At 71.5% G+C, this 22,294-nt stretch carries 18 protein-coding genes and 2 pseudogenes; 14 read left to right on the forward strand and 6 right to left on the reverse strand.

Annotated features, from left to right (window positions below; translation table 11 throughout):
- The first annotated feature begins 32 nt into the window (after positions 1-32).
- From QRN89_RS26275 to QRN89_RS26285, 3 genes are all read left to right on the forward strand, one after another.
- Positions 33-986, forward strand: coding sequence for a carbamate kinase (locus tag QRN89_RS26275; protein WP_290351834.1), 954 nt, complete (start codon positions 33-35; stop codon positions 984-986).
- The gene (locus QRN89_RS26280) at positions 983-2,506 is read left to right on the forward strand and encodes a YfcC family protein (RefSeq protein WP_290351835.1); all 1,524 of its coding nucleotides are present in this window, start codon (positions 983-985) and stop codon (positions 2,504-2,506) included. The genes QRN89_RS26275 and QRN89_RS26280 overlap by 4 nt, the downstream gene beginning before the upstream one ends.
- A gap of 194 nt (positions 2,507-2,700) precedes the next feature.
- Positions 2,701-2,895: a hypothetical protein gene (locus QRN89_RS26285; protein ID WP_290351836.1), complete on the forward strand. Its 195-nt coding sequence runs from the start codon at positions 2,701-2,703 to the stop codon at positions 2,893-2,895.
- A gap of 1,012 nt (positions 2,896-3,907) precedes the next feature.
- Here the strand turns inward: QRN89_RS26285 and QRN89_RS26290 are convergent.
- Together QRN89_RS26290 and QRN89_RS26295 are read right to left on the reverse strand one after the other, a co-directional pair.
- A complete protein-coding gene (locus QRN89_RS26290; RefSeq protein WP_356948656.1) occupies positions 3,908-4,675 on the reverse strand; it encodes a CBS domain-containing protein in 768 nt (255 codons plus the stop codon).
- A gap of 88 nt (positions 4,676-4,763) precedes the next feature.
- Positions 4,764-4,886: pseudogene (locus tag QRN89_RS26295) on the reverse strand (zinc-dependent alcohol dehydrogenase); the annotation flags it as partial.
- 381 nt (positions 4,887-5,267) lie between these two features.
- Between QRN89_RS26295 and gap the strand changes: the two are divergent.
- The 4 genes from gap to QRN89_RS26315 all read left to right on the forward strand — a co-directional run bounded on the left by gap (position 5,268) and on the right by QRN89_RS26315 (position 11,494).
- Entirely contained in the window at positions 5,268-6,296 is a 1,029-nt protein-coding gene (gene gap / locus QRN89_RS26300; protein WP_290351837.1) for a type I glyceraldehyde-3-phosphate dehydrogenase, read from the forward strand.
- Positions 6,293-6,898: an Rv1733c family protein gene (locus tag QRN89_RS26305; RefSeq protein WP_290351838.1), complete on the forward strand. Its 606-nt coding sequence runs from the start codon at positions 6,293-6,295 to the stop codon at positions 6,896-6,898. The genes gap and QRN89_RS26305 overlap by 4 nt, the downstream gene beginning before the upstream one ends.
- A gap of 143 nt (positions 6,899-7,041) precedes the next feature.
- Positions 7,042-9,702 carry a bifunctional acetaldehyde-CoA/alcohol dehydrogenase gene (adhE, locus tag QRN89_RS26310; RefSeq protein WP_290351839.1) on the forward strand — a complete coding sequence of 887 codons (2,661 nt, stop codon included), beginning with the start codon at positions 7,042-7,044 and terminating at the stop codon, positions 9,700-9,702.
- Positions 9,703-9,769: 67 nt separating this feature from the next.
- On the forward strand, positions 9,770-11,494 hold the full coding sequence (locus QRN89_RS26315; RefSeq protein WP_390702682.1) for a sensor histidine kinase: 1,725 nt from the start codon (positions 9,770-9,772) through the stop codon (positions 11,492-11,494).
- A gap of 176 nt (positions 11,495-11,670) precedes the next feature.
- Here QRN89_RS26315 and QRN89_RS26320 read toward each other — a convergent pair whose 3' ends face one another.
- The gene (locus QRN89_RS26320) at positions 11,671-12,135 is read right to left on the reverse strand and encodes a pyridoxamine 5'-phosphate oxidase family protein (protein ID WP_290351840.1); all 465 of its coding nucleotides are present in this window, start codon (positions 12,133-12,135) and stop codon (positions 11,671-11,673) included.
- Positions 12,136-12,282: 147 nt separating this feature from the next.
- The gene (locus QRN89_RS26325) at positions 12,283-12,609 is read right to left on the reverse strand and encodes an STAS domain-containing protein (RefSeq protein WP_290351841.1); all 327 of its coding nucleotides are present in this window, start codon (positions 12,607-12,609) and stop codon (positions 12,283-12,285) included.
- A 392-nt stretch (positions 12,610-13,001) separates the two neighbouring features.
- Between QRN89_RS26325 and QRN89_RS26330 the strand changes: the two genes are divergently transcribed.
- Positions 13,002-13,727 (forward strand): response regulator, encoded by a 726-nt coding sequence (locus QRN89_RS26330; protein WP_290351842.1) that lies wholly within the window; start codon positions 13,002-13,004, stop codon positions 13,725-13,727.
- 514 nt (positions 13,728-14,241) lie between these two features.
- Here the strand turns inward: QRN89_RS26330 and QRN89_RS26335 are convergent.
- Entirely contained in the window at positions 14,242-15,111 is an 870-nt protein-coding gene (locus tag QRN89_RS26335; protein ID WP_290351843.1) for a universal stress protein, read from the reverse strand.
- 351 nt (positions 15,112-15,462) lie between these two features.
- Between QRN89_RS26335 and QRN89_RS26340 the strand changes: the two genes are divergently transcribed.
- The 6 genes from QRN89_RS26340 (at position 15,463) to QRN89_RS26370 (ending at position 22,076) form a co-directional block, all read left to right on the forward strand.
- Complete coding sequence (locus QRN89_RS26340) at positions 15,463-16,332, forward strand: universal stress protein (RefSeq protein WP_290351844.1); 870 nt, start codon at positions 15,463-15,465, stop codon at positions 16,330-16,332.
- A 330-nt stretch (positions 16,333-16,662) separates the two neighbouring features.
- On the forward strand, positions 16,663-18,930 hold the full coding sequence (gene pflB, locus QRN89_RS26345) for a formate C-acetyltransferase (RefSeq protein WP_290351845.1): 2,268 nt from the start codon (positions 16,663-16,665) through the stop codon (positions 18,928-18,930).
- Entirely contained in the window at positions 18,927-19,655 is a 729-nt protein-coding gene (gene pflA, locus QRN89_RS26350) for a pyruvate formate-lyase-activating protein (RefSeq protein ID WP_290351846.1), read from the forward strand. Before pflB ends, pflA begins: the two co-directional genes overlap by 4 nt.
- A gap of 42 nt (positions 19,656-19,697) precedes the next feature.
- Positions 19,698-20,132 carry a universal stress protein gene (locus tag QRN89_RS35865; RefSeq protein ID WP_435833268.1) on the forward strand — a complete coding sequence of 145 codons (435 nt, stop codon included), beginning with the start codon at positions 19,698-19,700 and terminating at the stop codon, positions 20,130-20,132.
- 257 nt (positions 20,133-20,389) lie between these two features.
- The gene (locus tag QRN89_RS26365; protein ID WP_290353864.1) at positions 20,390-21,019 is read left to right on the forward strand and encodes a DoxX family membrane protein; all 630 of its coding nucleotides are present in this window, start codon (positions 20,390-20,392) and stop codon (positions 21,017-21,019) included.
- A gap of 151 nt (positions 21,020-21,170) precedes the next feature.
- Entirely contained in the window at positions 21,171-22,076 is a 906-nt protein-coding gene (locus QRN89_RS26370; protein ID WP_290351847.1) for a universal stress protein, read from the forward strand.
- 36 nt (positions 22,077-22,112) lie between these two features.
- On the opposite strand, the pseudogene QRN89_RS35870 reads toward QRN89_RS26370, so the two are convergent.
- Positions 22,113-22,237, reverse strand: a pseudogene (locus QRN89_RS35870) (sugar hydrolase); the annotation flags it as partial.
- Positions 22,238-22,294: the final 57 nt, after the last annotated feature.

Consider the following 22,294-nt stretch of genomic DNA (forward strand, 5'->3'; position numbering starts at 1 on the left):
CCCGCCCGCCACCCACCCCCTGGAGAACACTCATGCGTGTCGTCGTCGCCCTGGGTGGCAACGCCCTGCTCCGCCGCGAGGAGCGGCCGGACGCCGCCGTGCAACTCGCCAACGTCCGCGCCGCCGTGGCGGCCCTCGCCCCGCTCGCCCACGAGCACGAGCTCGTCATCACCCACGGCAACGGCCCCCAGGTCGGCGTCCTCGCACTGGAAAGCGCCGCAGACAGCTCCCTGAGCAGCCCCTACCCCTTCGACGTCCTGGGCGCGGAGACCCAGGGCATGATCGGCTACTGGCTCCTGCAGTCCCTGCAGAACGCCCTGCCCGGCCGCCAGGTGTGCGCCCTGCTGAACCAGACCCTGGTCTCGGCGGCCGACCCCGCCTTCGCCGACCCGGCCAAGTTCGTCGGCCCCGTCTACGAACGGGACGAGGCCGAACGACTGGCCGCCGACCGGGGCTGGACGGTCAAGCAGGACGGTACGCACTGGCGGCGCGTCGTACCCTCACCCCGCCCACAGAGGGTCGTGGAGACCCGGCTGATCCGGCTGCTGCTCCAGTCGGGAGCGGTGGCCGTGTGCGCCGGGGGCGGCGGGGTACCGGTCATCCGGGACGGGCAGGGGCAGTTGACCGGAGTCGAAGCGGTGGTGGACAAGGACCTCACCGCGGCCCTCCTGGCCGAGGCGCTCGACGCCGACGCCCTGCTGCTGCTCACCGACGTCCCCCACGTCTCTCTCCACTACGGCACCTCCGACGCCGAGCCCATCGGACGAACCACCCCCGCAGCGCTGCGAGCCCAGCACTTTCCGGCGGGATCGATGGGCCCCAAGGTCGACGCCGTGTGCCGGTTCGTGGAACTCACGGGCGGCACGGCAGCCATCGGCGCCCTCCGAGACGCCCGCGCCATCCTCGACGGGACCGCCGGCACCGTCGTCACACCCACCGGCCGCGACCTCGACGGCCGCCTCGACGCACATGAGGACCTGACATGAGCCTCGGCACCACCCCCAGAGCCCCCGAGCCCGCCGCCGACAACGCCGGCACCGCACCCACGAAGCGGCGCTTGTCGTTCCCCTCCGCGTTCACCGTCCTGATAGCGGTCACCGTCGCGGTCTGGGCCCTGACCTTCGTGCTGCCCGCCGGACGCTACGACACCAAGGACGGCAGCCCCATCCCCGGCACCTACCGACCGGTGGAGGTGACCACCGGCTTCTGGGAGCGGCTCAAGGACCTGTTCCTCTCACCGGTCAACGGCCTGTACGGCGTCACCGACACCCAGAGCGGTCTCACCACACCCGGTGGCACCGGAACCTTCGCGGGCGCCGCCGGAGTGTTCCTCTTCATCCTGGCCGTGGGGGCCTTCATCACCGTCACCATGCGCACCGGAGCCCTCACCGCCGGGGTGGGCCGTCTCGCTCAACGCCTGCGCCACCACAGAGCGGTGCTGCTCGTCGTCCTGCTGGCGGTGTTCTCCCTCGGCGGCACCACCTACGGCATGGCGGAGGAAACCCTCGGCTTCTACGGGCTCATGATCCCCCTGATGCTCGGCCTGGGCTACGACCGCATGGTCGCCGCGACCGTCATCATGGTCGGCGCGGGAGTCGGCACCCTCGCCTCCACCGTGAACCCGTTCGCCACCGGAGTGGCCTCCGACAGCGCCGGCATCGGCACCGGGGACGGCATCCTGCTGCGCCTGGCGATGTGGGCCTGCCTGACGGCGCTGGCAGCCGCGTACCTGCTGCGCTACGCCCGCCGCATCACCGCCGACCCCTCCCGCTCCCTGACCCCGCTCACCGAGGACGACCGCCGTCTCCGGGCCGAAGGCGGCGGCCGGGTGGAGCTCACCAGTCGTCAGCGCACCGTCCTGGGCCTCTTCGCGGCCACCTTCCTCTTCATGATCTTCGCCGTGATCCCCTGGACCGATCTGCACGTCACCTTCCTGCCCACACTCGGTTGGTACTTCCCCGAGCTCGCCGCCCTGTTCATCGTCGCGGCCATCCTCGTCGGGCTGATCGGAGGCCTGCGGGAGAAGGGCACCGCGGAGGCCATCACCGCCGGAGCGGGAGACTTCGTCGGCGCGGCCATGATCGTCATGCTGGCCAGGGGTGTCACCGTCATCATGAACAACGCCGGCGTCACCGATACCATCCTCAACACCCTGCACGGGGCGGTCTCCGGCACATCGTCCGGCGTGTTCGCCGTCCTGATGTTCGTGGTGAACCTCCCCCTGGCGTTCTTCGTCCCCTCCTCCTCCGGCCACGCGGCCCTCGCCATGCCGATCCTCGCGCCGCTGGCCGACTTCGCCGGAGTCAGCCGAGCCCTGGTGGTCACCGCCTACCAGTCGGCCTCGGGATGGGTGAACCTCATCACCCCCACTTCCGCTGTCGTCATGGGCGGCCTTGCCCTGGCCAGGGTCCGCTACGACCAGTATCTGCGCTTCATGGCGCCTCTCATGGGCATGCTGCTGGTGGCGGTCGCCGGCTTCCTGGCACTCGGCGCGGCCCTGGGCTGAACCCCGTCACGATGTCCCGGGCCGGCAGGCCGATGCTCGGCCTGCCGGCCCACCCCTGTGTCTACCGCGCGGTGCGGGGGCCTCATGGCTGCGCCGGACGGGCCATCAGGCCCCTGGGCGCCGCCCCGCTGTTCGGCGACAGTGAGATCCGGCGGGGGCAGGGTGCCCATCAGCCGTTCAAGGAGGTGGGCCACATGCTCGGACTGCTGGCCATCGGAGCCGTCACATCGATCGGGCTCGGCGCGATACTCGTATTCGCCGTCGACTGGCAGTGGGACGGCGCTGACCGGCCACTGGTGGGGCTGATCATGATGGCGGTCGGGATGCTCGCCCTGGTCGCTGCCACGAACATGTACGGCCACGACTCCCACTCCGGGAAGACGTCGTGAGCCCGCCCACCGCGCGCGGAACGGACAGTGCCGGTGCGGATGCCGTCCCGAAACCCAACCGGGAGGCGAGGCCCGTCACTTGGCCCCACGCCCAGCTCCAGGACTGACTCCCGGGAGTCACGTGGCAGGTGCACCTGCTCTGACGCTCCACGGCGGGACCCCGGCTGGAGGCGCGTGCGAATCGACCATGTCGGACAGGGCGATGGCCTGCCGGTGGTGGCGGATCATCGCCTCTCCGGCGTTGGGCGGCACCTGCACGCGGCGCCGCTGCGCTTCCTGGCCTCCGCGCCCCCTGCGCGGTCAGCGGGCCAGGGCCTGGGCGACGCGCCACCGTCGGCACGGGAGCGCCGATGCCGCACCGTCAAGAGGCCAGGGCCTGGTGCGGCCGCTGCCCCTGGAGGGAAGCGCCCGCACCCGGCCCTGGCAGACCCGGTCCACATCTGCGATGCCGCCTCCGACGGACGGTCAGAGGTGCGGCACCACCGCAACAGGCACCGCAGCATGGTGCAGCACCGCATGCGTGACCGGCCGATGTGCCTGCCGATCGCCGCGCGGCGTACGCGCCGTCCCACGACCAGCAACGAGGCGTCCTTCGAGGCGTCCACGAGGTGGTCGGCCGCCCGGCCCACCACGCACTGCTCCTTGACGCCGACATCCGGGAACTTGCACCGCCACGGCCGCAGCGCGTCGGGCGCTCGCTTCCCGCAGTCCCCTCGCGGCGCCGTGTCCGGGATCGACGGCGCGGGGGTCGCATCCGAACACGATCGGCGTGTCCCACCCGTGGACGAGCCTCAAGGCGGCCCCGCGTGCCGCGGCAGTGGACAAGGCGTACTCGATCACCTCGTCGCACGGTCGGGTGAGGTCGAGCCCCAGCACCACAGGGGGTGGCGTCGAAGCGGTGGACGAGTTCGGCGCTGTTCCCGGGGACGGGCGGTGATCTGCAGCGCGCCTTCCATGGCCGGTGGCTCGGCATTCAGGCAGACCTTCCCCGGCATCTCGGAAGGCCCGACTGCTATACCTCGCTCGGCCGTACGGACGAGGCGTATCGCCGGTCGGCCGCCGGCCGGTTGACCACGCCGACGACGCCGTCGACCCGCCATGCGGCCCGGATCAGCGCCATGGTGTTGATCTCGGGTCCGGCAGGGCCCTCGATGGTGACGACCCCGTCCCGGACATCGATGTGGGGGAGTTCGTCGGCGCCGTCAGTGGGACTGTGGAGGCAGACAGCGCCGGTTACGTCTTCGCGGATCTCCTCGTCGGTGCGCAGGAAGACGCGCAGGAGGTCGCGGCGGGTGGTGATGCCGATGAGACGGTCTTCCTCGTCCACCACGGGCAGCCGGTCGATGTGGCGGCGTTCCATGATGCGCGCCGCGTCGACCACGCGCTGCTCGGGATGCACGGTGACCGCGGGACTCGACATCAGCCCGCCGGCCGTCAGGGAGAGTGTGGCGGTGGGGCGGGCGTGGGCGATCCGCCTCAGGGCTCCCAGCACGCGGTCCCGGCCGGATCCGGTCCGGCCGTGAGCCGCCTGTCGCCGGGTCAGGTCGGTCTGGGAGACCACGCCCATGACCTTGTCGTCGTCGTCCACCACCGGCAGACCGCTGATGTGGTGGGACGTGAGCAGGCGAGCCAGCTCCTTGAAGGAGGTGTCCGGGTGAGCCTGGACCACTTCGCTCGTCATCACTTCGCCCACCGTCCGGTGCTTCACCACGGTTCCCATCTCCATTCGCTTGAACAGCTCTTGGCCGCCGCCCACGGCACCGCCGTCGTCCCCCGGCACGAAGGGAACGTGTCTCGGGGCGCCGAGGTGGCTGCATCCCCCCGCGGAGGCTGGGCGCTTCACATGTCGAGGACAACGCGGCCCTTGACGTGCCGACGATCGAGCCGACGACGGACGTCCCGTCGAGCACGGTCGAGAAGGCCGGCAGCTGGACGAGGCCGTCCGCGGGACGAGCCACCATCACCGGCTTGCCGCCGCGCCGGAGACCGGCCAGGGCGCGGCTACGAACGGAGGGGGGCTCGACCGGCCGGTCACCGTGAGCTCCGTGGATGTCCGTGTGGCACAGCCCGGACGCCTCGACGCGGATGCGCACCTGCCAACGGCTCTCTCGGGGTCTTCACCACTGCTGCCCTCATCGCCCGTTCCTCTGCTTGTCGTTGCCCCCAGGGTGGGCCGCGGTGGGGAGGGCGAACAGAACCGGTCAGGACCTGTACCGCGGGCCCTTCGGCCCGTGATCTGTCGGGCCACTCGGCGTGCGGGAGAGGAGGGCCCAACGGCACGGGGACAGCCCCGTTCGACCCCTGCCGCGGGGCAGACGGGAGCCCGCACGCTGGCGCCACCTGCATCGGAACCCCTCGGGAGGGCGGCGGAGATGACCGTACGCACAGCAATCAACGGCTTCGGGCGCATCGGGCGCAACTACCTGCGCTGTGTCATGGAACGCGCGGAGGCGGCAAGCGGCACCCCGGTCGAGGTGGTGGCCGTCAACGACCTCGCCCCGCCGCAGGTGCTGGCGCATCTGCTCACCTACGACTCCACCTACGGCCGGCTGGGCCGCACCGTCGAGCACGACGACGCATCGATCACGGTGGACGGGCACCGCATCGCCGTCACCTCCGAGCGCGACCCGGCCGACCTGCGCTGGGGGGCCCTGGGGGTGGACGTGGTCATCGAGGCCACCGGCCGCTTCCGCACCCGGGAGGACGCCGGCCGGCACCTGAAGGCGGGAGCGCGCAAGGTCCTGCTGTCGGTGCCGGGCAAGGGCGTGGACGCCACCATCGTCATGGGTGTCAACGAGTACACCTACGACCCGCAGCTCGACCACGTGGTCTCCAACGCCTCCTGCACCACCAACTGCGTGGCCCCGATGGTGAAGGTCCTCAACGCGCGCTTCGGGATCGTCAAGGGCCTGATGACCACCATTCACGGCTACACCAACGACCAGGTCGTGCTCGACGGCCCGCACAAGGACCTGCGCCGCGGCCGCACGGCAGCCGTCAACATCATCCCGACCAGCACCGGCGCCGCCCGGGCCGTCGGCCTGGTCCTGCCCGAGCTGGCGGGCACCCTGGACGGCATCGCCGTGCGCGTGCCGGTCGAGGACGGTTCCCTGACCGACCTCAGCCTTGTCCTCGAACAGCCGGTGACCGCACAGGACATCAACGACGCGTTCCGCGAGGCCGCCGATGGGCCCCTGAAGGGCATCCTGCGCGTGAGCGGGGCCCCGATCGTCTCGCGCGACGTCGTCGGCGACCCCGCCTCGTGCATCGTGGACGCCCCGCTGACACAGGCGCACGGGAACCTGGTCAAGGTGTTCGGCTGGTACGACAACGAGTGGGGCTACACCAACCGTCTCGTCGACCTGACCCAGCACGTCGCGGCCCTTCTCGACCCCCGATGAACACCGGGCACCCGGCCGACCGGGAAGAGCAAGGTGCCGGGACGCGCGTCAGGAGGGTGCGGCTGTGGCGGTGGCGCCGTAATGCGCTGCGTCGTCGTTACCACGCGGTGGAGGGCTGGATCCTCTTGGTCCTGGGCGTGGTCGGGTTCATCGGTGCGCCGCTGGGCGGCGCGGTGGCTTGGGAGGCCGTGCTGGAGGGGCGGGCTCAGCAGCGGACCGAGCGCCACCTCACCGACGCGGTGCTGGCGGAGGATCCCGGCCCCGCGGCCAGGGGCAGCACACGCACCCGGGCCACCGCCCGGTGGACCGCGCCCGACGGCACCACGCGTACGGGCCGGGTGCCGGTCGGAAGCCACCTGGAGCGCGGAGCGCGCGTCCCGGTGTGGACGGACGAGGACGGGGCGACGACCTCCGCGCCGCTGGGGCCGGCCGCCGCACGGTTCGATGCCGCGGTAGCCGCACTCGCCGTCACGGTGAGCCTCGGTTTCCTGGTGTTCGCCGTGCACCAGCTCGTGCGACGGCATGGCGAACGGCGCTTCACTGCGCAGTGGGGCAGGGAATGGGCCCGGGTCGCCCATGAGTGGGCCCGCAAGAACGCCTGACCAAGAGGCTCCGGAGACCATCGGGCACCTCCCCGGGACCTTCGGGACCTTCGGCCACGGGCATCTCCGGCGCAAGGCTGTAGCCGACACGACGAGCGGCCACCCCATGACCGGCCGATCCATCCGCATCCAGGGAGCCATCCATGACTCAGGTGACCAGTGACCACCGCGACACCTCCGACGGGGGCGTCCCCTCCGACGCGCGGATCGCCGTGAACCGGCTCGTCGACAACGCTTCCAAGGCGCTCGCCGACTTCGAGTCCCTCACGCAGGAGCAGGTCGACCACATCGTCGCCAAGGCGTCCGTCGCCGCTTTGGACCAGCACACCGCCCTGGCACGCCTGGCGGTGGAGGAGACCGGTCGCGGGGTGTTCGAGGACAAGGCGGCGAAGAACATGTTCGCCTGCGAGCACGTCACCCACAGCATGTCCCGGACCAAGACGGTCGGCGTCATCGCGTGCGACGACATCGAGGGCATCATCGAGATCGCCGAACCGGTCGGCGTGCTCTGCGCGATCACCCCTGTCACCAATCCGACGTCCACCACCGTCTTCAAGGCGCTGCTGGCGCTGAAGACACGCAATCCGGTCGTCTTCGCCTTCCACCCCTCCGCGCAAACGTGCAGCGCCGAGGCCGCCCGCATCGTCCGGGACGCGGCCGTCGCCTCCGGCGCCCCCGAGCATTGCGTGCAGTGGATCGAGGCACCTTCGATCGAGGCCACCGGCCTGCTCATGCGCCACCCGGGCGTGGCCCTGATCCTCGCGACCGGCGGCAACAGCATGGTCAAGGCCGCCTACTCGGCCGGCAAGCCCGCCGTCGGCGTCGGCGCCGGCAACGTCCCCGCCTACGTGCACCACAGCGCCGATCTGCACCGGGCGGTCAACGACCTGGTGCTGTCCAAGTCCTTCGACAACGGCATGATCTGCGCCTCCGAACAGGCCGTCATCCTCGACACCAGCATCTACGACGAGGCCCTGGCCGAGTTCCGGCGCCTGCACGCCCACGTCGCGACGGCCGAGGAGAAGCGGAAGCTGGAGACCTACCTCTTCCCGCCGGACCCGGCCGGTCGGCAAGGCCGCGTGAATCCGGCGGCCGTGGGCCGGAGCCCCGACTGGATCGCCGAGCGGGCAGGGTTCGCGATCCCCGCCGAGACGTCGCTCATCCTGGCCGAAGCGAGCCGCGTCGGGCCCGACGAGCCGCTCACCCGGGAGAAGCTCTGCCCGGTCCTCACCGTCCTGCGGGCCGACTCGACCGAGGAGGGCTTCGACCTCGCCGCCGATATGGTCGCCTTCCACGGCCAGGGGCACAGCGCGGTGATCCACACCGGGGACCCGGCCCTCGCCGAGCGCTACGGCCGCCGCATGAAGACCGTGCGGGTCATCGTCAACTCGCCTTCCTCACAAGGCGCGATCGGCGGCATCTACAACCGTCTCCTTCCCTCCCTCACCCTGGGCTGCGGCTCCTGGGGCAGCACGTCGGTCTCCGACAACGTCTCCGCCGCCCAGTTGCTCAACATCAAGCGCGTCACCACCCGGCAGAACAACCTGCAGTGGTTCAAGGTGCCGCCGAAGATCTACTTCGAGCCCCAGGCAATCCGGTACCTCGCCTCGATGCCCGACGTGCACCGCGTCACCGTCGTCACCGACGCCACCATGACCCGGCTCGGCTACGTCGACCGCGTCAGCCGCGTCCTGCAACAACGGGAACACCCCGTGACCATCCAGATCATCGACGATGTCGAACCGGAGCCCAGCATCGCGTCCGTGCGGCGCGGCGCCGCCCTCATGCGCGACTTCCGCCCGGACACCATCATCGCCCTGGGCGGCGGATCGCCCATGGACGCGGCGAAGGTGATGTGGCTGCTGTACGAGCAGCCGGACGTCGACTTCGCCGACATGCGGCAGAAGTTCTCCGACATCCGCAAGCGCGCCTTCCGCTTCCCCGTCATCGGTGAGCGGGCCCGCCTGGTCTGCGTGCCCACCACCTCCGGCACCGGCGCCGAAGTCACACCCTTCGCGGTGATCTCCGACCCGGCCACAGGCAAGAAGTACCCGCTCGCCGACTACGCCCTCACCCCGAGCGTGGCCATCGTCGACCCCGTGCTGACCGCCGACCTGCCCTCCCCGCTCGCCGCCGACAGCGGATTCGACGCCCTCACCCACGCCACCGAGGCGTACGTGTCGGTGTACGCCAATGACTTCACCGACGGTCTGGCGCTGCACGCCATCAAGCTGATCTTCGAGAACCTCGAGGGCGCGGTCACCGGTCAGGGCGCACAGCGGACCCTGGCCCGGGAGAAGATGCACAACGCGGGCACCATCGCCGGCATGGCCTTCGGCAACGCCTTCCTCGGCATCGTCCACGCCATGTCCCACACGCTGGGCGCCACCTTCCACATCGCCCACGGCCGGACCAACGCGATCCTCCTGCCGCACGTGATCCGCTACAACGGCCGCGTTCCGGCCAAGTTGACGGGCTGGCCCAAGTACGAGAGCTACCGGGCCCCTGAACGCTTCCAGGATGTCGCCCGCGCACTGGGCCTGCCCGCCTCCACCCCCGCCGAAGGCGTCGCCTCCTACGCGGCCGCCGTGGAGCGCTTGCGCGACGCGGTCGGTATCGCGCCGTCCTTCCGCGCCCTGGGCATCGACGAGACGGCGTTCATCGGCGCCCTGCCCCAGCAGGCGCTGAACGCCTACGAGGACCAGTGCGCCCCGGCCAACCCGCGCATGCCGATGCTCGACGACATGGAGGACATCATGCGCGCCGCGTACTACGCCGGGCCCCGGCCACTGCCCTTGATCTGACCCTCCGGCCACCCGGACGGCCGATAGGCTGTCGCGGTACGGGCGGGTGATCGGCGGAGGAGGCCCGGTGGGTGTGGAGGAGCCGCTGTCGCGGATGCCTCAGATGCGGCTCGACGAGCTGCTGGAGGAACTGCAGGCGCGTATCAACGCCGCGCGCGGCACCCGGGACCGGGTGCACAGCCTGCTGGAGGCGGTCGTCTCGGTGGGCCGCGAACTGGACCTTGCGCAGGTACTGCGACGGATCGTGGAAGCCGCCGCGCTGCTGGTCGACGCCCAGTACGCGGCGCTCGGAGTGATCGGCCCCGACGGCCGGAGCCTGTCGCAGTTCCTCACCGTCGGCCTGACGGAGGAGGAGATCGCCAGGATCGGGCCCCTGCCGGCCGGGCACGGCATCCTCGGCGAGCTCATCCGCAACCCCGAACCGCTCCGCCTGACCGACCTCGGCGCCCATGAGGCGTCCTACGGGTTCCCCGCCGACCACCCGCCGATGCGGACGTTCCTCGGTGTGCCCATCCGCGTCCGCGACGAGGTCTTCGGCAACCTCTACCTGACCGACAAGCACGGGGGCATGGACTTCGACGCTGAGGACGAGTCGGTGATCTCCACGCTGTCCGTCGCCGCCGGGGTCGCCATCGACAACGCCCGGCTCTACGAAGCCTCGCAGCGCCAGCACCGCTGGCTGCAGGCGAACGCGGAGATCACCAACAGCCTGCTCTCGGGCAGCCCGCGCCTGGAGGTCCTGGAGCTGATCGCCCGCCGAGCCCGGGAGATCACGGAGGCAACGCTCGCCGACGTGTCCGTGCCCGTGGCCGGGACGGACGACCTCGTCGTCGAGCTGGCCATCGGTGCCGACGACGACACCCGCCGCGGCCTGGTAGTACCGGTCGAAGGCACCCTCTCCGGCGCCGCCTACCAGGCCGGTGCACCCGTGACCACCGCCGGCCTCGCCGAGGACGACCGGTACGGCGCCGGGCCCGGCCGCTTCGACGGCCTGGGCCCGGCGGTCGCCGTCCCCCTGGGCACCGCCGTCAAGGACACCCGGGGAGTGCTGCTGCTGGCCCGCCACCAAGGAGAGCCGGTCTTCACCGAAGCCGAACTGGTGCCGCTGCTGGCCTTCGCCGGACAGGCCGCGCTCGCCCTCGAGCTGGCCGAACGCCGCAGCGACGCCGAGCAGCTCGCGCTCCTGGAGGACCGCGACCGCATCGCCCGGGACCTGCACGACCTCGCCATCCAGCGCCTGTTCGCGACCGGCATGACGTTGCAGAGCGCCGCACGCCTCGTGCAGCACGAGGGCGCCGCCGAACGGGTCTCGCGCGCCGTCGGAGACCTCGACGAGACCATCAAGATCATCCGTTCCACCATCTTCGGTCTGCGCGCCCGCGAGGAGGACGCGGGACCGAGCCTGCGGGCACGCATAGCCCGCACCGTGGGCGAGACGGCGACCGCGCTCGGGTTCCCGCCCCGCCTGAGCATGGAGGGCCTGCTGGACACGGACGTACCGCCGCAGGTGGCCGATCACGTCACGGCAGCCCTGACCGAACTGCTCAGCAACGCCGCCCGCCACGCACACGCCACCCGGGTGGAGATCGCCCTGCAAGCCACCTCCGACGAAGTCGTCCTCACCGTGACGGACAACGGCATAGGCATTCCCCCCGACGGCCGGCGCAGCGGCCTGAACAACCTCGAAGAGCGGGCCCGCAGAGTGGGCGGCACCGTGGAGATCGGGCGCCCGGACGAGGGCGGCAGCCGGCTGGTGTGGCGCGCGCCTCTCGCCCCCGGCCCTGGCGATTGATCGCCGGCTTCCCGGCAAGCGCCCATCCTGTCCTTCCGGTGCAGGCCGGGGACGGTGGCGCGTCCGGCGGCCCCACCCGACGGTCTGAGGGCCGCCGTGGAACAGGTGCCCGCAGTCGCGGTGACAGCGGCATTCGCCGTCGCAGCACTCGGTCATCCGGTGCGGCCGGCAGGCCCCTACGCGGTGACCTGCAAGCCCGTCACCAGGTCCGGCCGGATGCGCAACGCGGCCTTCATGGCGGGGTGTTGCACCCACGGGCGCAGACGGGCGGCGAAGCGCGCGAGTTCCCTCTCGTCGGTGACCCGGTGGGCGTATCCGGTGACCACCACGCTCCAGCCGATGTGCGTCTCGAGGTCGATGACGTCAGCCTCGTAGGCCACCACGACACCTGTGGCCTGAGTCGGCGTCACGATGGAGGCGAGCGTGGCGCCGTCGTGCAGCTGGACGATGATGTCCTCGCCGTCCATGAGGTGGTTCACCGGGCGGATGGCCGGCAGGGCCTGATGTGTGAAGACGATGCGCCCGAGCGAGATGCTGCCGAGCAGCCGCAGGCCCTCGACACGGCCGAGCTGTTCCGTCCGCCGGGGCGCCACCGCCTCACGGTGGTCGCCCACCGTGGTGTGCGTGGCTTCGTCCTTCATCGTGCCCACCTTCTGCTCCAGCTCGGCCCTGGACGACTTCGCTGCCTCCAGCCAGCGTCTCCCGTCGCACGCTGCCTCAGTAGGGCCGAACGGACCTTTCAGCCGTGCCGGTTCCGCCATGGCCGCAGGCCGGAGCTCTCCGATGGGTCAGGCGAAGGAGCAGGGCACGGCGCGGTGCACACCCAGGGCGCGGATGACGCGAGCAGTAAGCCGCTGGATGCGGCACAGGCTCAAGCGCACACCGGCCGCCACGCACCGGCGGTGCACGCGCAGGAACAGCGCCACGCCGGAACTGTCACAGAAGGTGACGTCCGCCAGGTCGAGCAGCAGTTCGCGCCCGGTCCCCCGTGTGAGGTGGGTCAGCTCCGCCTCGATGTGCGCAACGGTGTACAGGTCGAGCTCCCCGGCCAGGGCGACGGCCGTCGTGCTGTGGCCCAGCGGGGTCGTGGTCAGGCTGATCTGGGGCGTCGTCATGGCGGCAGCCCTGCTTTCTCGATCCAAGCGGTGTCCCGGGGCCTGAAGGCCCCGGCCGTGCCGGCGCACGCAGGGAAGTCCACCGGAACGCGAGCCAAGGCAGCAGGTCCGGCGGCCCCTCCCCATGGGGCCGAAGGTCCCTCGCCGGCGACGCCTCGTCGTCGCAGCGAAAACGAAAGGGCCGAGCAACGGGGGCGCCGACGGGTGCCGTTCACCCGGCTCGTGATCGTCGTTCACCGGGGTGCACGGGGCTTTGCGGCATCGGGTACCGGCAATTGCCGGGCCTGGCCAGGGTATGAGGGCCATCCGGCCCTGGGCGATGGTCCCGCTCGCGCGACACGATGCCCAAGGAGCCCCTCGGGGCGGAGAATTCGGCGAACACGGAGTGTGCGATGACAGACAGCAGCGGCGGCCCCACCGAGAAGGAACCGGTCAGGGTCTTCCTTCTCGACGACCATGAGGTGGTGCGTCGCGGTGTGCACGATCTGCTGGACGCCGAACCCGACCTGACCGTGGTCGGGGAGGCCGGTACGGCCGAGCAGGCACTGGTGCGGGTGCCTGCACTGCGCCCGCAGGTCGCTGTCCTCGACGTGCGTCTGCCGGACGGGGACGGTGTGAGCGTGTGCCGGGAACTGCGCTCGCGCATGCCCGACCTGGCCTGTCTGATGCTGACCTCGTTCGACGACGAGGAGGCGCTGCTCGACGCGATCATGGCCGGCGCATCCGGTTACGTCCTCAAGCAGATCACCGGCACGGACCTGGTCACCGCCGTGCGCACGGTCGCCTCGGGCCAGTCCATGCTCGACCCCGGCGCCACGGCACGGGTGATGGCCCGGCTGCGTGGCGGATCCCCCCAGGAGGAGCAGCGCCAGGGGCTGCCCGGATTGACCGAGCGGGAGCGGGAGATTCTCGCTCTGGTGGGAGAAGGGCTGACGAACCGGGAGATCGGCAAGCGCCTGTACCTGGCGGAGAAGACCGTCAAGAACAACATCTCGCGGCTGCTCGCCAAGTTGGGTGTCGAACGCCGGGTGCAGGCCGCCGTCATCGCTACCCAGGCACTGGCTGCCCAGCCGGACCGGGGCGGTTCGGCCGGGCGGGAAGGCCGCCCGCGAGGCTGAACGCCAGTCCCGTACGCGGATGCGTACCGATGAAACGGCCCCTGCTCTGTGCCGCGCTCGGAGCCGAGCAGGGACCGCTGTCGGCATCCCCGGCCTACGAAGAGCAGACGGGCGCGGCCGCCGAACCTTTCGCGTTTCGACATCCGGCGGCGTCCGGACGCACCACCTGTCGTCGGTGTCGTCTCGAGGCGGGTTCGGAAGTCTCTTGCCGCGCCGTCGCATGATTCCCGAGTGATGCCGCAGCTCAGTCGGCGGCGGTTGCGTGTCCGGGTTCTGCCGTAGTGCGAACGAGGCGGCAGGACCCGGTGCCGGTCCGGATGGTCGCGCGGTCGAAGGGAGACGGTCGGCGCGAAGAGGCCGAGTCGGCGAGAGTCCCTGTCCAGCCCACCGGTCGGCCCGGTACGTGTTCCTCGTCGTGACATCGCCTTGCGATACGGCCGCTTCGGCGGTCCCGGCGGTGTCGTCCCCATGGCGGGGGCCGGCCATGTGCTCAGCCCCCGCCACCGGGAGATGGTCAGTCGTGCGGAACGACAGCGACGGGGCAGGGCGCATGGTGCAAGGCGGCGTGGGCGACCGATCCGATGCGGGTACCGACGGGCGCGCGGCGCGTCCGTCGGCCGACCACGAGCAGCTGCGCGTTCGACACGGCCGACAGCAGCACCTGTCCCGCGCTGCCGATCTCGACGTGCTCGGTCACGGGGACGTCGGGGAACCGCTCCCGCCACGGGGCAAGGGCCTCCGCCAGCGCCTTCTTCTCGAAGGGCTCCAGTCCGCCCGCCTCGTCCGCGAGGCGCATCGAGCCGGGGCTGTAGGCGAAGATCGGCGGCAGGGTCCAGGCTTGTACCGCGCGCACGGCCGCGCCGCGTGCGGCCGCCTCCTCGAAGGCGAAACCGAGCACCGCGTCGCTGTCCTCCGGCGTGCCCTGCTGGCCCACGACGATCTCGCCGCCCTGCGCGTGCTTCTGCTCGTCACGGGCGCGCACGGAGATGACGGGCCGTTGCGCGGCGGCGATCACCTGCTGACCGTAGGAGCCGAGGAGGAAGCCGACGACCGCCCCGTGCCCCCGCGAACCCAGCACCAGCATCTCGGACGCTTCGGCCTCCCTCAACAGAGCGGCGACCGCGGTGTCCTGGACCACTTCGGCGGTGACCGTGAGAGCCGGGTGACGGCCGGCGACGTGTGTCTCGGCTTCGCGGAGCACGGTGTGGGCGGACTTGGCCTGCGTCTCCCTGTCCTGGACGACCGGGACGTCCAGCGGCTGCCAGAGCCAGGCGTGCACGATACGCAGCGGCATCCCGCGCAGTTCGGCTTCGCGTGCCGCCCAGCCGGCCGCTGCCAGGCTCTCCGCGGAACCGTCCACTCCTACGGTGATGGCGCTGGTCATGAGGGTGCCTCCATACGGTTCGACGGGCACGCCGTTACGGCCGCCCTTTCCTGTCCTCAGCATCCGTGAGGAGGCGGCTATCCGCGGAGGGCCCATCGGCCCTGTCTCCCGGCCGTTCGGTCACGGCGGCAGGGCCGTCCAGCCGGTGATGCGCGGCCGCGAGGCCCACCGGCCCACGACAGGGACCTCCGGCCCCCTGCGCGAACCACCCCGGCCGACCACTGTGGAGGGGCAGGCCCTCCCAGCAGGGCGCCTCGGAGCGCCGGACGGCCAACTCCCCTGAGAGCCCGTGCAGGTCAGCCCACGTACCCCGCATCCGGCCCTGCCGGACGCCAGACTTACGGAGTCCCCATGTCCCGCACCGTCACCGTCGGCCTCGACGGATCCCAGGAGAGCCTCACCGCCGCACAGTGGGCCGCCCAGGAGGCACTGCGCCGCGCGGTGCCGCTGCTGCTGCTCCGGGCATGGAGCAGTGACGGGGACCCGCGCACCCGTCTGGTCGATGCGGAGACGGCACGCGGATGGGGCGAGCGCACGCTCGCCATCGCCGAAAGGCGGCTGCGGCGCCGCCACCCGGGCCTGGACGTCGAGACGAAGTGGGTGGCCGGCGACCCGGTGGAGGTGCTGTGCGCCGCTTCCGACGAAGCGGAATTGCTGGTGCTCGGCTCCCGCGGTCTGGGCCCTCTGGCCGGCTTCCTCGCAGGGTCGGTCTCCTTGGCCGTGCTCGCCCGCACGCGGCGACCTGTCGTCCTCGTTCGCCCGCACGACTCCCTGGAGCCCGAGCAGGACCGTACGGGCGAGGTGGTGGTCGGTCTGGACGTGTCCGCCCCCAGCGACGAGGTGCTGGCCTTCGGCTTCGGCGCGGCCGACCGACACGGCTGCGGCCTGCGGGTGGTGCACAGGTGGGCCGTCCCCGCGCTCTACGGACCCGAGATGGGCGGCGCACTGCCGCTGCTCATGACGGAGGTCGCCGAAGACGCACGACGGGCGCTCGACGAGGCGCTGGCCCCCTGGACCGAGAAGTTCCCGGGCGTAGCGGTGGTGCGCGACTGCCGCCAGGGTCGGCCGGCGCAGGACCTGATGGAGCTGTCGCACGACGCCCGGCTCGTCGTCGTCGGCCGCAGGGTCCGGCGCGCGCGGATCGGCACCCACATCGGGGCCGTCACCCACGCGGTCCTGCACCACTGCCTGGCCCCGGTCGCGGTCGTCCCGCACGACTGAACGGGCCCGACGGCCGAGCGGGGCACACCGACGCTGCCCACCGGTGCGGGCACCTGCCCGGGGCAGGTGGGGCAGCCGAGCCGCTCACGTGGGCACCCTCCGGCCTCTTTCATCGACGACGACGAAAGGCGCCGCCTGGCCCGTGAGGGTGGGCGGAAGGCCCCTCGTGCCACCGGGGCCACCGGCCCTTTCACCCGGAACGACAAGCCCGGTCAGCGGCTTCGCGCGCCCTTTGAGGCCCTGGGGCCGGTGGCAGGGGAGCGACGAACATCGAAGGTGAGGCCGGGCCCTCGCCCGCCTCGCCGGCCGCCGTCCCTTGGAGTTGACGACATGACCGTGACCGTCCAGCCCTCCGCCGCCACCCGCCCCACCGACTCCGCATGGCGCGGTCTTACCGGTGGGCCGTGGCAGCAGTGCGTCGACGTGCGGGCCTTCATCCAGGCGAACTACACGCCGTACGAGGGTGACGCCGCGTTCCTGGCGGGTCCCACCGACCGCACCCTGGCCGTGTGGCAGGCCGTCACTGCCCTCTTCCCCGAGGAGCGCCGCAGGGGCGTGCTCGACGTCGACACCGCGACACCCTCCACCATCACCTCCCACGCCCCCGGCTACATCGACCGCGAACGCGAACTGATCGTGGGGCTGCAGACCGACGCACCGCTGAAGCGGGCGATCATGCCCAACGGCGGACTGCGCATGGTGGAGAACGGGCTGCGCGCGTACGGGTTCGAACCGGACCCGTTCGTCACCGCGGTCTTCGGTACGTACCGCAAGACCCACAACGACGCCGTCTTCGACGCCTACACCCCCGAGATGCTGCGCGCCCGCAAGGCCGGCATCATCACGGGCCTGCCCGACGCGTACGGGCGCGGCCGGATCATCGGCGACTACCGCCGCGTCGCGCTGTACGGAACCGCCCGGCTGACCGAGGCCAAGCGCGCCGAACGGGCCCGGCTGGACGAGATCCCGTCCACGGCCGACGTGATCCGCGACCGCGAGGAACTCGCCGAGCAGATCAGGGCACTGGGCGAGCTGGAACGCATGGCCGCGTCCTACGGCTGCGACGTGTCCCGGCCCGCCGCCACCGCGCACGAGGCCGTCCAGTGGCTGTACCTCGGCTTCCTCGCCGCAGTGAAGGAGCAGAACGGCGCGGCGATGTCCCTCGGCCGCACCTCCACCTTCCTGGACGTCTACCTCCAGCGCGACCTCGACGAGGGGCGCATCGACGAGAGCCGAGCCCAGGAGCTCATCGACGACTTCGTGATCAAACTGCGGATCGTGCGGTTCCTGCGCACGCCGGAGTACGACGCGCTGTTCTCCGGCGACCCGACCTGGGTCACCGAGTCCATCGGCGGCGTCGGGGAGGACGGCCGGCCGCTGGTGACCCGCACCTCCTTCCGCTTCCTGCAGACCCTCTACAACCTCGGCCCCGCCCCCGAGCCCAACCTGACCGTCCTGTGGTCCCCCCGGCTGCCCGGGGGCTTCAAGCGGTTCTGCGCCCAGGTGTCCATCGACACCAGCTCCCTCCAGTACGAGTCCGACGAGCTGCTTCGCCCCCGCACCGGCGACGACACGGCCATCGCCTGCTGCGTCTCCGCGATGGCCTCGGGCAAGCAGATGCAGTTCTTCGGCGCCCGCGTCAACCTCGCCAAGGCCCTGCTGTACGCGGTCAACGGCGGCCGCGACGAGCTGACCGGCGAACAGGTCGCCCCCACCGTGGCCCCGCTGACCGGCGAGTACCTGGACTATGACGAGTTGACGGCCGCCTACGACCGGATGCTGGACTGGCTCGCCGCGACGTACGTCAGCGCCCTGAACGTCATCCACTGCATGCACGACAAGTACGCCTACGAGCGCATCGCGATGGCACTGCACGACCACCCGGTCCACCGCACCATGGCCTGCGGCATCGCCGGCCTGTCGGTCGCCGCCGACAGTCTCTCGGCCGTCAAGCACGCCCGCGTGCACGTCATCCGGGACGCCACCGGCCTCGCCGTCGACTACCAGGTCCAGGGCGACTACCCGGCCTACGGCAACGACGACGACCGCGCCGACGGCATCGCCGTCGACCTGGTCCGCTCCTTCATGGCCAAGGTGCGTCGGCACTCCACCTACCGCACCGCCGAGCACACCCAGTCGGTGCTCACCATCACCTCGAACGTCGTGTACGGCAAGCACACGGGCAACACCCCCGACGGTCGCCGCGCAGGCGCCCCCTTCGCCCCGGGCGCCAACCCGATGCACGGCCGCGACACCCACGGCATGGCCGCCTCCGCCCTGTCCGTCGCCAAGATCCCCTACGACCAGGCACGCGACGGCATCTCGCTGACCTCCACCATCACACCCGAGGGCCTGGGCCACGACCCCGCCGAACGCGCCGGCCACCTCGTCGGTCTGCTCGACGCCTACACCGCCGCGGGCGGCTTCCACATGAACGTCAACGTCCTCGACCGCACCACCCTGGAAGACGCCATGGAGCACCCGGACAACTACCCGGAGCTGACCATCCGCGTCTCCGGATACGCCGTCAACTTCGTCCGTCTCACTCGCGAACAGCAGCTGGACGTCGTCAACCGCACGTTCCACGACGCCCGATGACCACCGGCCGCATTCACTCCTGGGACCTGTCCACCGGCGTGGACGGGCCCGGTACCCGGTTCGTCCTCTTCCTCAACGGCTGCCCGCTGCGCTGCCTGTACTGCGCAAACCCCGACACCTGGCACCTGCGCGACGGGCAGCAGGTCACCGTGGACGAGGTGATGACCCGCATCGAGCGGTACCGCCGGTTCACCGACCTGGCCGGCGGAGGAGTAACCGTCACCGGGGGCGAGCCCCTGCTCCAGTCTGCCTTCACCGCCGAAGTGCTGCACCGGTGCAAGGAACTCGGCCTGCACACCGCCCTCGACACCTCCGGCGCGCTCGGCCCCCGGGCCAACGACGCGCTGCTTGCCGACACCGATCTGGTCCTGCTCGACATCAAGTCCTTCGACGCCGCCGTCTACCGCCGCCTGACAGGCGGTCATCTGGCCCCGACACTCGACTTCGCCACCCGCTTGGACCGACTGGGCGTCCCCGCCTGGATCCGCTACGTCCTCGTCCCCGGCCGGACCGACGACCCCGCGGCCATCGACCGCCTGGCCGGCTTCCTGACGAAGTTGGACAACATCGACCGGGTCGACGTCCTCCCCTTCCACAAACTCGGCGCACCCAAGTACGGCACGCTCGGCATCCCCTTCCCGCTCCGGGACAACCCCGTACCGGACGGTGCCCTGGTCGACCGCGTGCGCGACCAGTTCCGCGCCCACGGCCTCCGAGCACAGTGAGGCACTGGCACTCCTTGGCCGTCCGTCACCGAGCCGACGGGCGTGCGCCGCGGACCCGATGACGCACGCGGCGGTCCGTCGTGGGCGACCCCGGGCCATGCGGGCATCACAGGGACCCGACCGCCGGCACGCATTCGCCCTCGTCACCGGATCCCGGGGCGGGGCGACATCGCCGGCCTCCTGCTCGGATCGGCGAGCTCGGCCGTGGCCGCCGAAGCCCACTGCCCGGTCGTCGTGGTGCGCGGGGGCAACGCCGGGCCGGCGGGCACGCGCGAACGGATCACGCTCGGCGTGGGAGAGGCCGACGCCGACTCCGCGGCGGTCCGGTCCCTGAGCCCTGCCTCCCGGACCCACGAGACCACCGACCATCCGCTGCCGGCCGGAGGCCCCGCCCGCTACGACGAGGGCAGGGCGTCCGGCCTGCCCTCGACGAGGCACTCGAAGCTGCCGCGCGGGACCACCCGGAGATCCGGGTGAAGCGAGCCACATGCCAAGGCAGGTGCCGTCACCGCACGGGACCCGGGGACCTGAGGTGGTACCGAGACGGCGCCGGTGAACCAGACGTCGTGTTCGTCCACGCGGGCCACGTACCCCCAGAAGGTCCGAACGTCCCGCTCACCAAGGGCTGTTCAGCCCACGGCCGTGGACCATTGGCGCCCGGCGCGGCCCGGCGCCGGCCGGGAGAGTCAGTGGTGTCAGGAACCGAACGGAACGTCCTCGAAGGGATCATCACCATGGCCGTGCACCAGCACCCGAACCCGAAGACCGGATTCCACCTGCCGTTCATGCGCAGGAACCAGGCCGCCTCCGCCCCGGAGTCCGCAGCGCCTGCACGCATCGACACGGACACCGCACGGGCCTACGTCCTCTCCTCGGTCCGCGTGCTGATGGGATTCGTCTTCCTGTGGGCCTTCCTCGACAAGACCTTCGGACTGGGCTACGCCACCCAGTCCGGCAAGGGCTGGACCGACGGTGGCTCGCCCACCGAGGGGTTCCTCGGCCACGTCGCCGTCGGACCGATGGAATCCGTCTTCCACTCCTGGGCCGGCGCCGCCTGGGCGGACTGGCTGTTCATGCTCGGTCTGCTCGGCATCGGCCTCGCCCTGACCGCCGGGGTGGCGCTGCGCCTGACGGCCCTCGCGGGCACCGTGATGATGGCGCTGATGTGGGTGGCCGAGTGGCCACCCGCTCAGCACCTGTCGGACGGCTCACGGAGCATGTCGACGAACCCGTTCATCGACTACCACCTCGTCTACGCGGTGGTGCTCATCGCCCTCGCCGCCGCCTCCGCCGGCGACGCCCTGGGCCTGGGGCGGCCGTGGGCCAAGCTCCCCTTCGTCCGCGACCACAGATGGCTGCGCTGAACGCCGCCGGCGCGGTGGGCCCGCTGACGGGCCACCGCGCCGGTCCGCCAAGAGGGCCCAACGGCCCCGATCCGGGACCAGCGGTCCCTGCCCCGGTCGGCCACCGACCCAGATGTTCGAAGCAGATCACACAACGCAGGAGGTGGGCTCTGTGCCCGGAACGATTGTCGTGGGACTCGACGGCTCGACCGAGAGCCGTGCCGCCGCGGAATGGGCCGCCCGTGAGGCGGAGTTGCGCGACCTGCCGGTGAAACTGGTCCACGTGTGGCAGCCGGTGCCGGTGCCGATGGCGCAGGCGCCGCTCCTCGGGGCCGAGACCCACCGGCACTGGACCGAGCGCGTCCTCCGCGAGGTCGCCGAAGACCTGCGGCAGCGTCACCCCGGCGTCGAGGTGAGCACCGAACAGCGCAACGGAACCCCGGCCCGCGTCCTCCTGGACGCCGCACCGGACGCGGAGTTGCTGGTCCTCGGCTCCCGCGCGCTGAGTGGTGTCGGCGGCTTCCTCGTGGGTTCCGTCGGCCAGTCCGTGACCGCCCGCACCGAGGTGCCCGTGGTCCTGGTCCGGGCCGGTGAGCAGGCCGCCGACGAGCACCTCAAGGACGTCGTCGGCATCGCGTCCGCTGCCACCGGCTTCCGGCCCGTCGTCCTGGGGCTGGACACCGGCAGCTCCTACGACCAGGTGATCTCCTTCGCCTTCGAGGAGGCACGGCGCCGCAAGGCCACCCTCACCGTCGTCCACAGTTGGGACCTGCCGCCCTCCTCTGCGTACAGCGTGGCCGGCGGGTACGACCCCCGCGCGGACATATCCCGTGCACAGGCAGGTGCCCTCACCGAGGTGCTCCTGCCCTGGCGGGAAAAGTACCCGGACGTCAGGGTGGACGAGATGTCCCGTAGGGGTAGCCCCGCCAGACACCTTGTCGACGCCTCCCGTGGCGCCTCGCTCGTCGTCGTCGGCCGTCGCGTGCGTCGTGCACCGTTCGGCATCCACATCGGTTCCGTGGCGCACGCGGTACTGCACCATGCCGCCGCCCCCGTCGCCGTCGTCGCCCACGACTGACACGGCTGGGCGCGCAGGGCGATACACGACGACGGCAGGCTCGGCCCACCAGGCGTCCGGCGCCGGGACGGGCGGGACGGTTCCGCAGGCCAGGGGCGGCAGGTGCCACTGACGTCGGCCCAGCCCTGGCGGCCCGTGGACGGTTCCGTTCCGAGGTTGTACGGGGCAGCGGGTTCCTCGCCGGCGGTTCCACCGGGCGAGCCCGGCCCGCGGGACGA

Origin of the sequence: Streptomyces sp. HUAS CB01, assembly GCF_030406905.1 — a bacterium.
GTDB lineage: Bacteria > Actinomycetota > Actinomycetes > Streptomycetales > Streptomycetaceae > Streptomyces > Streptomyces chengbuensis.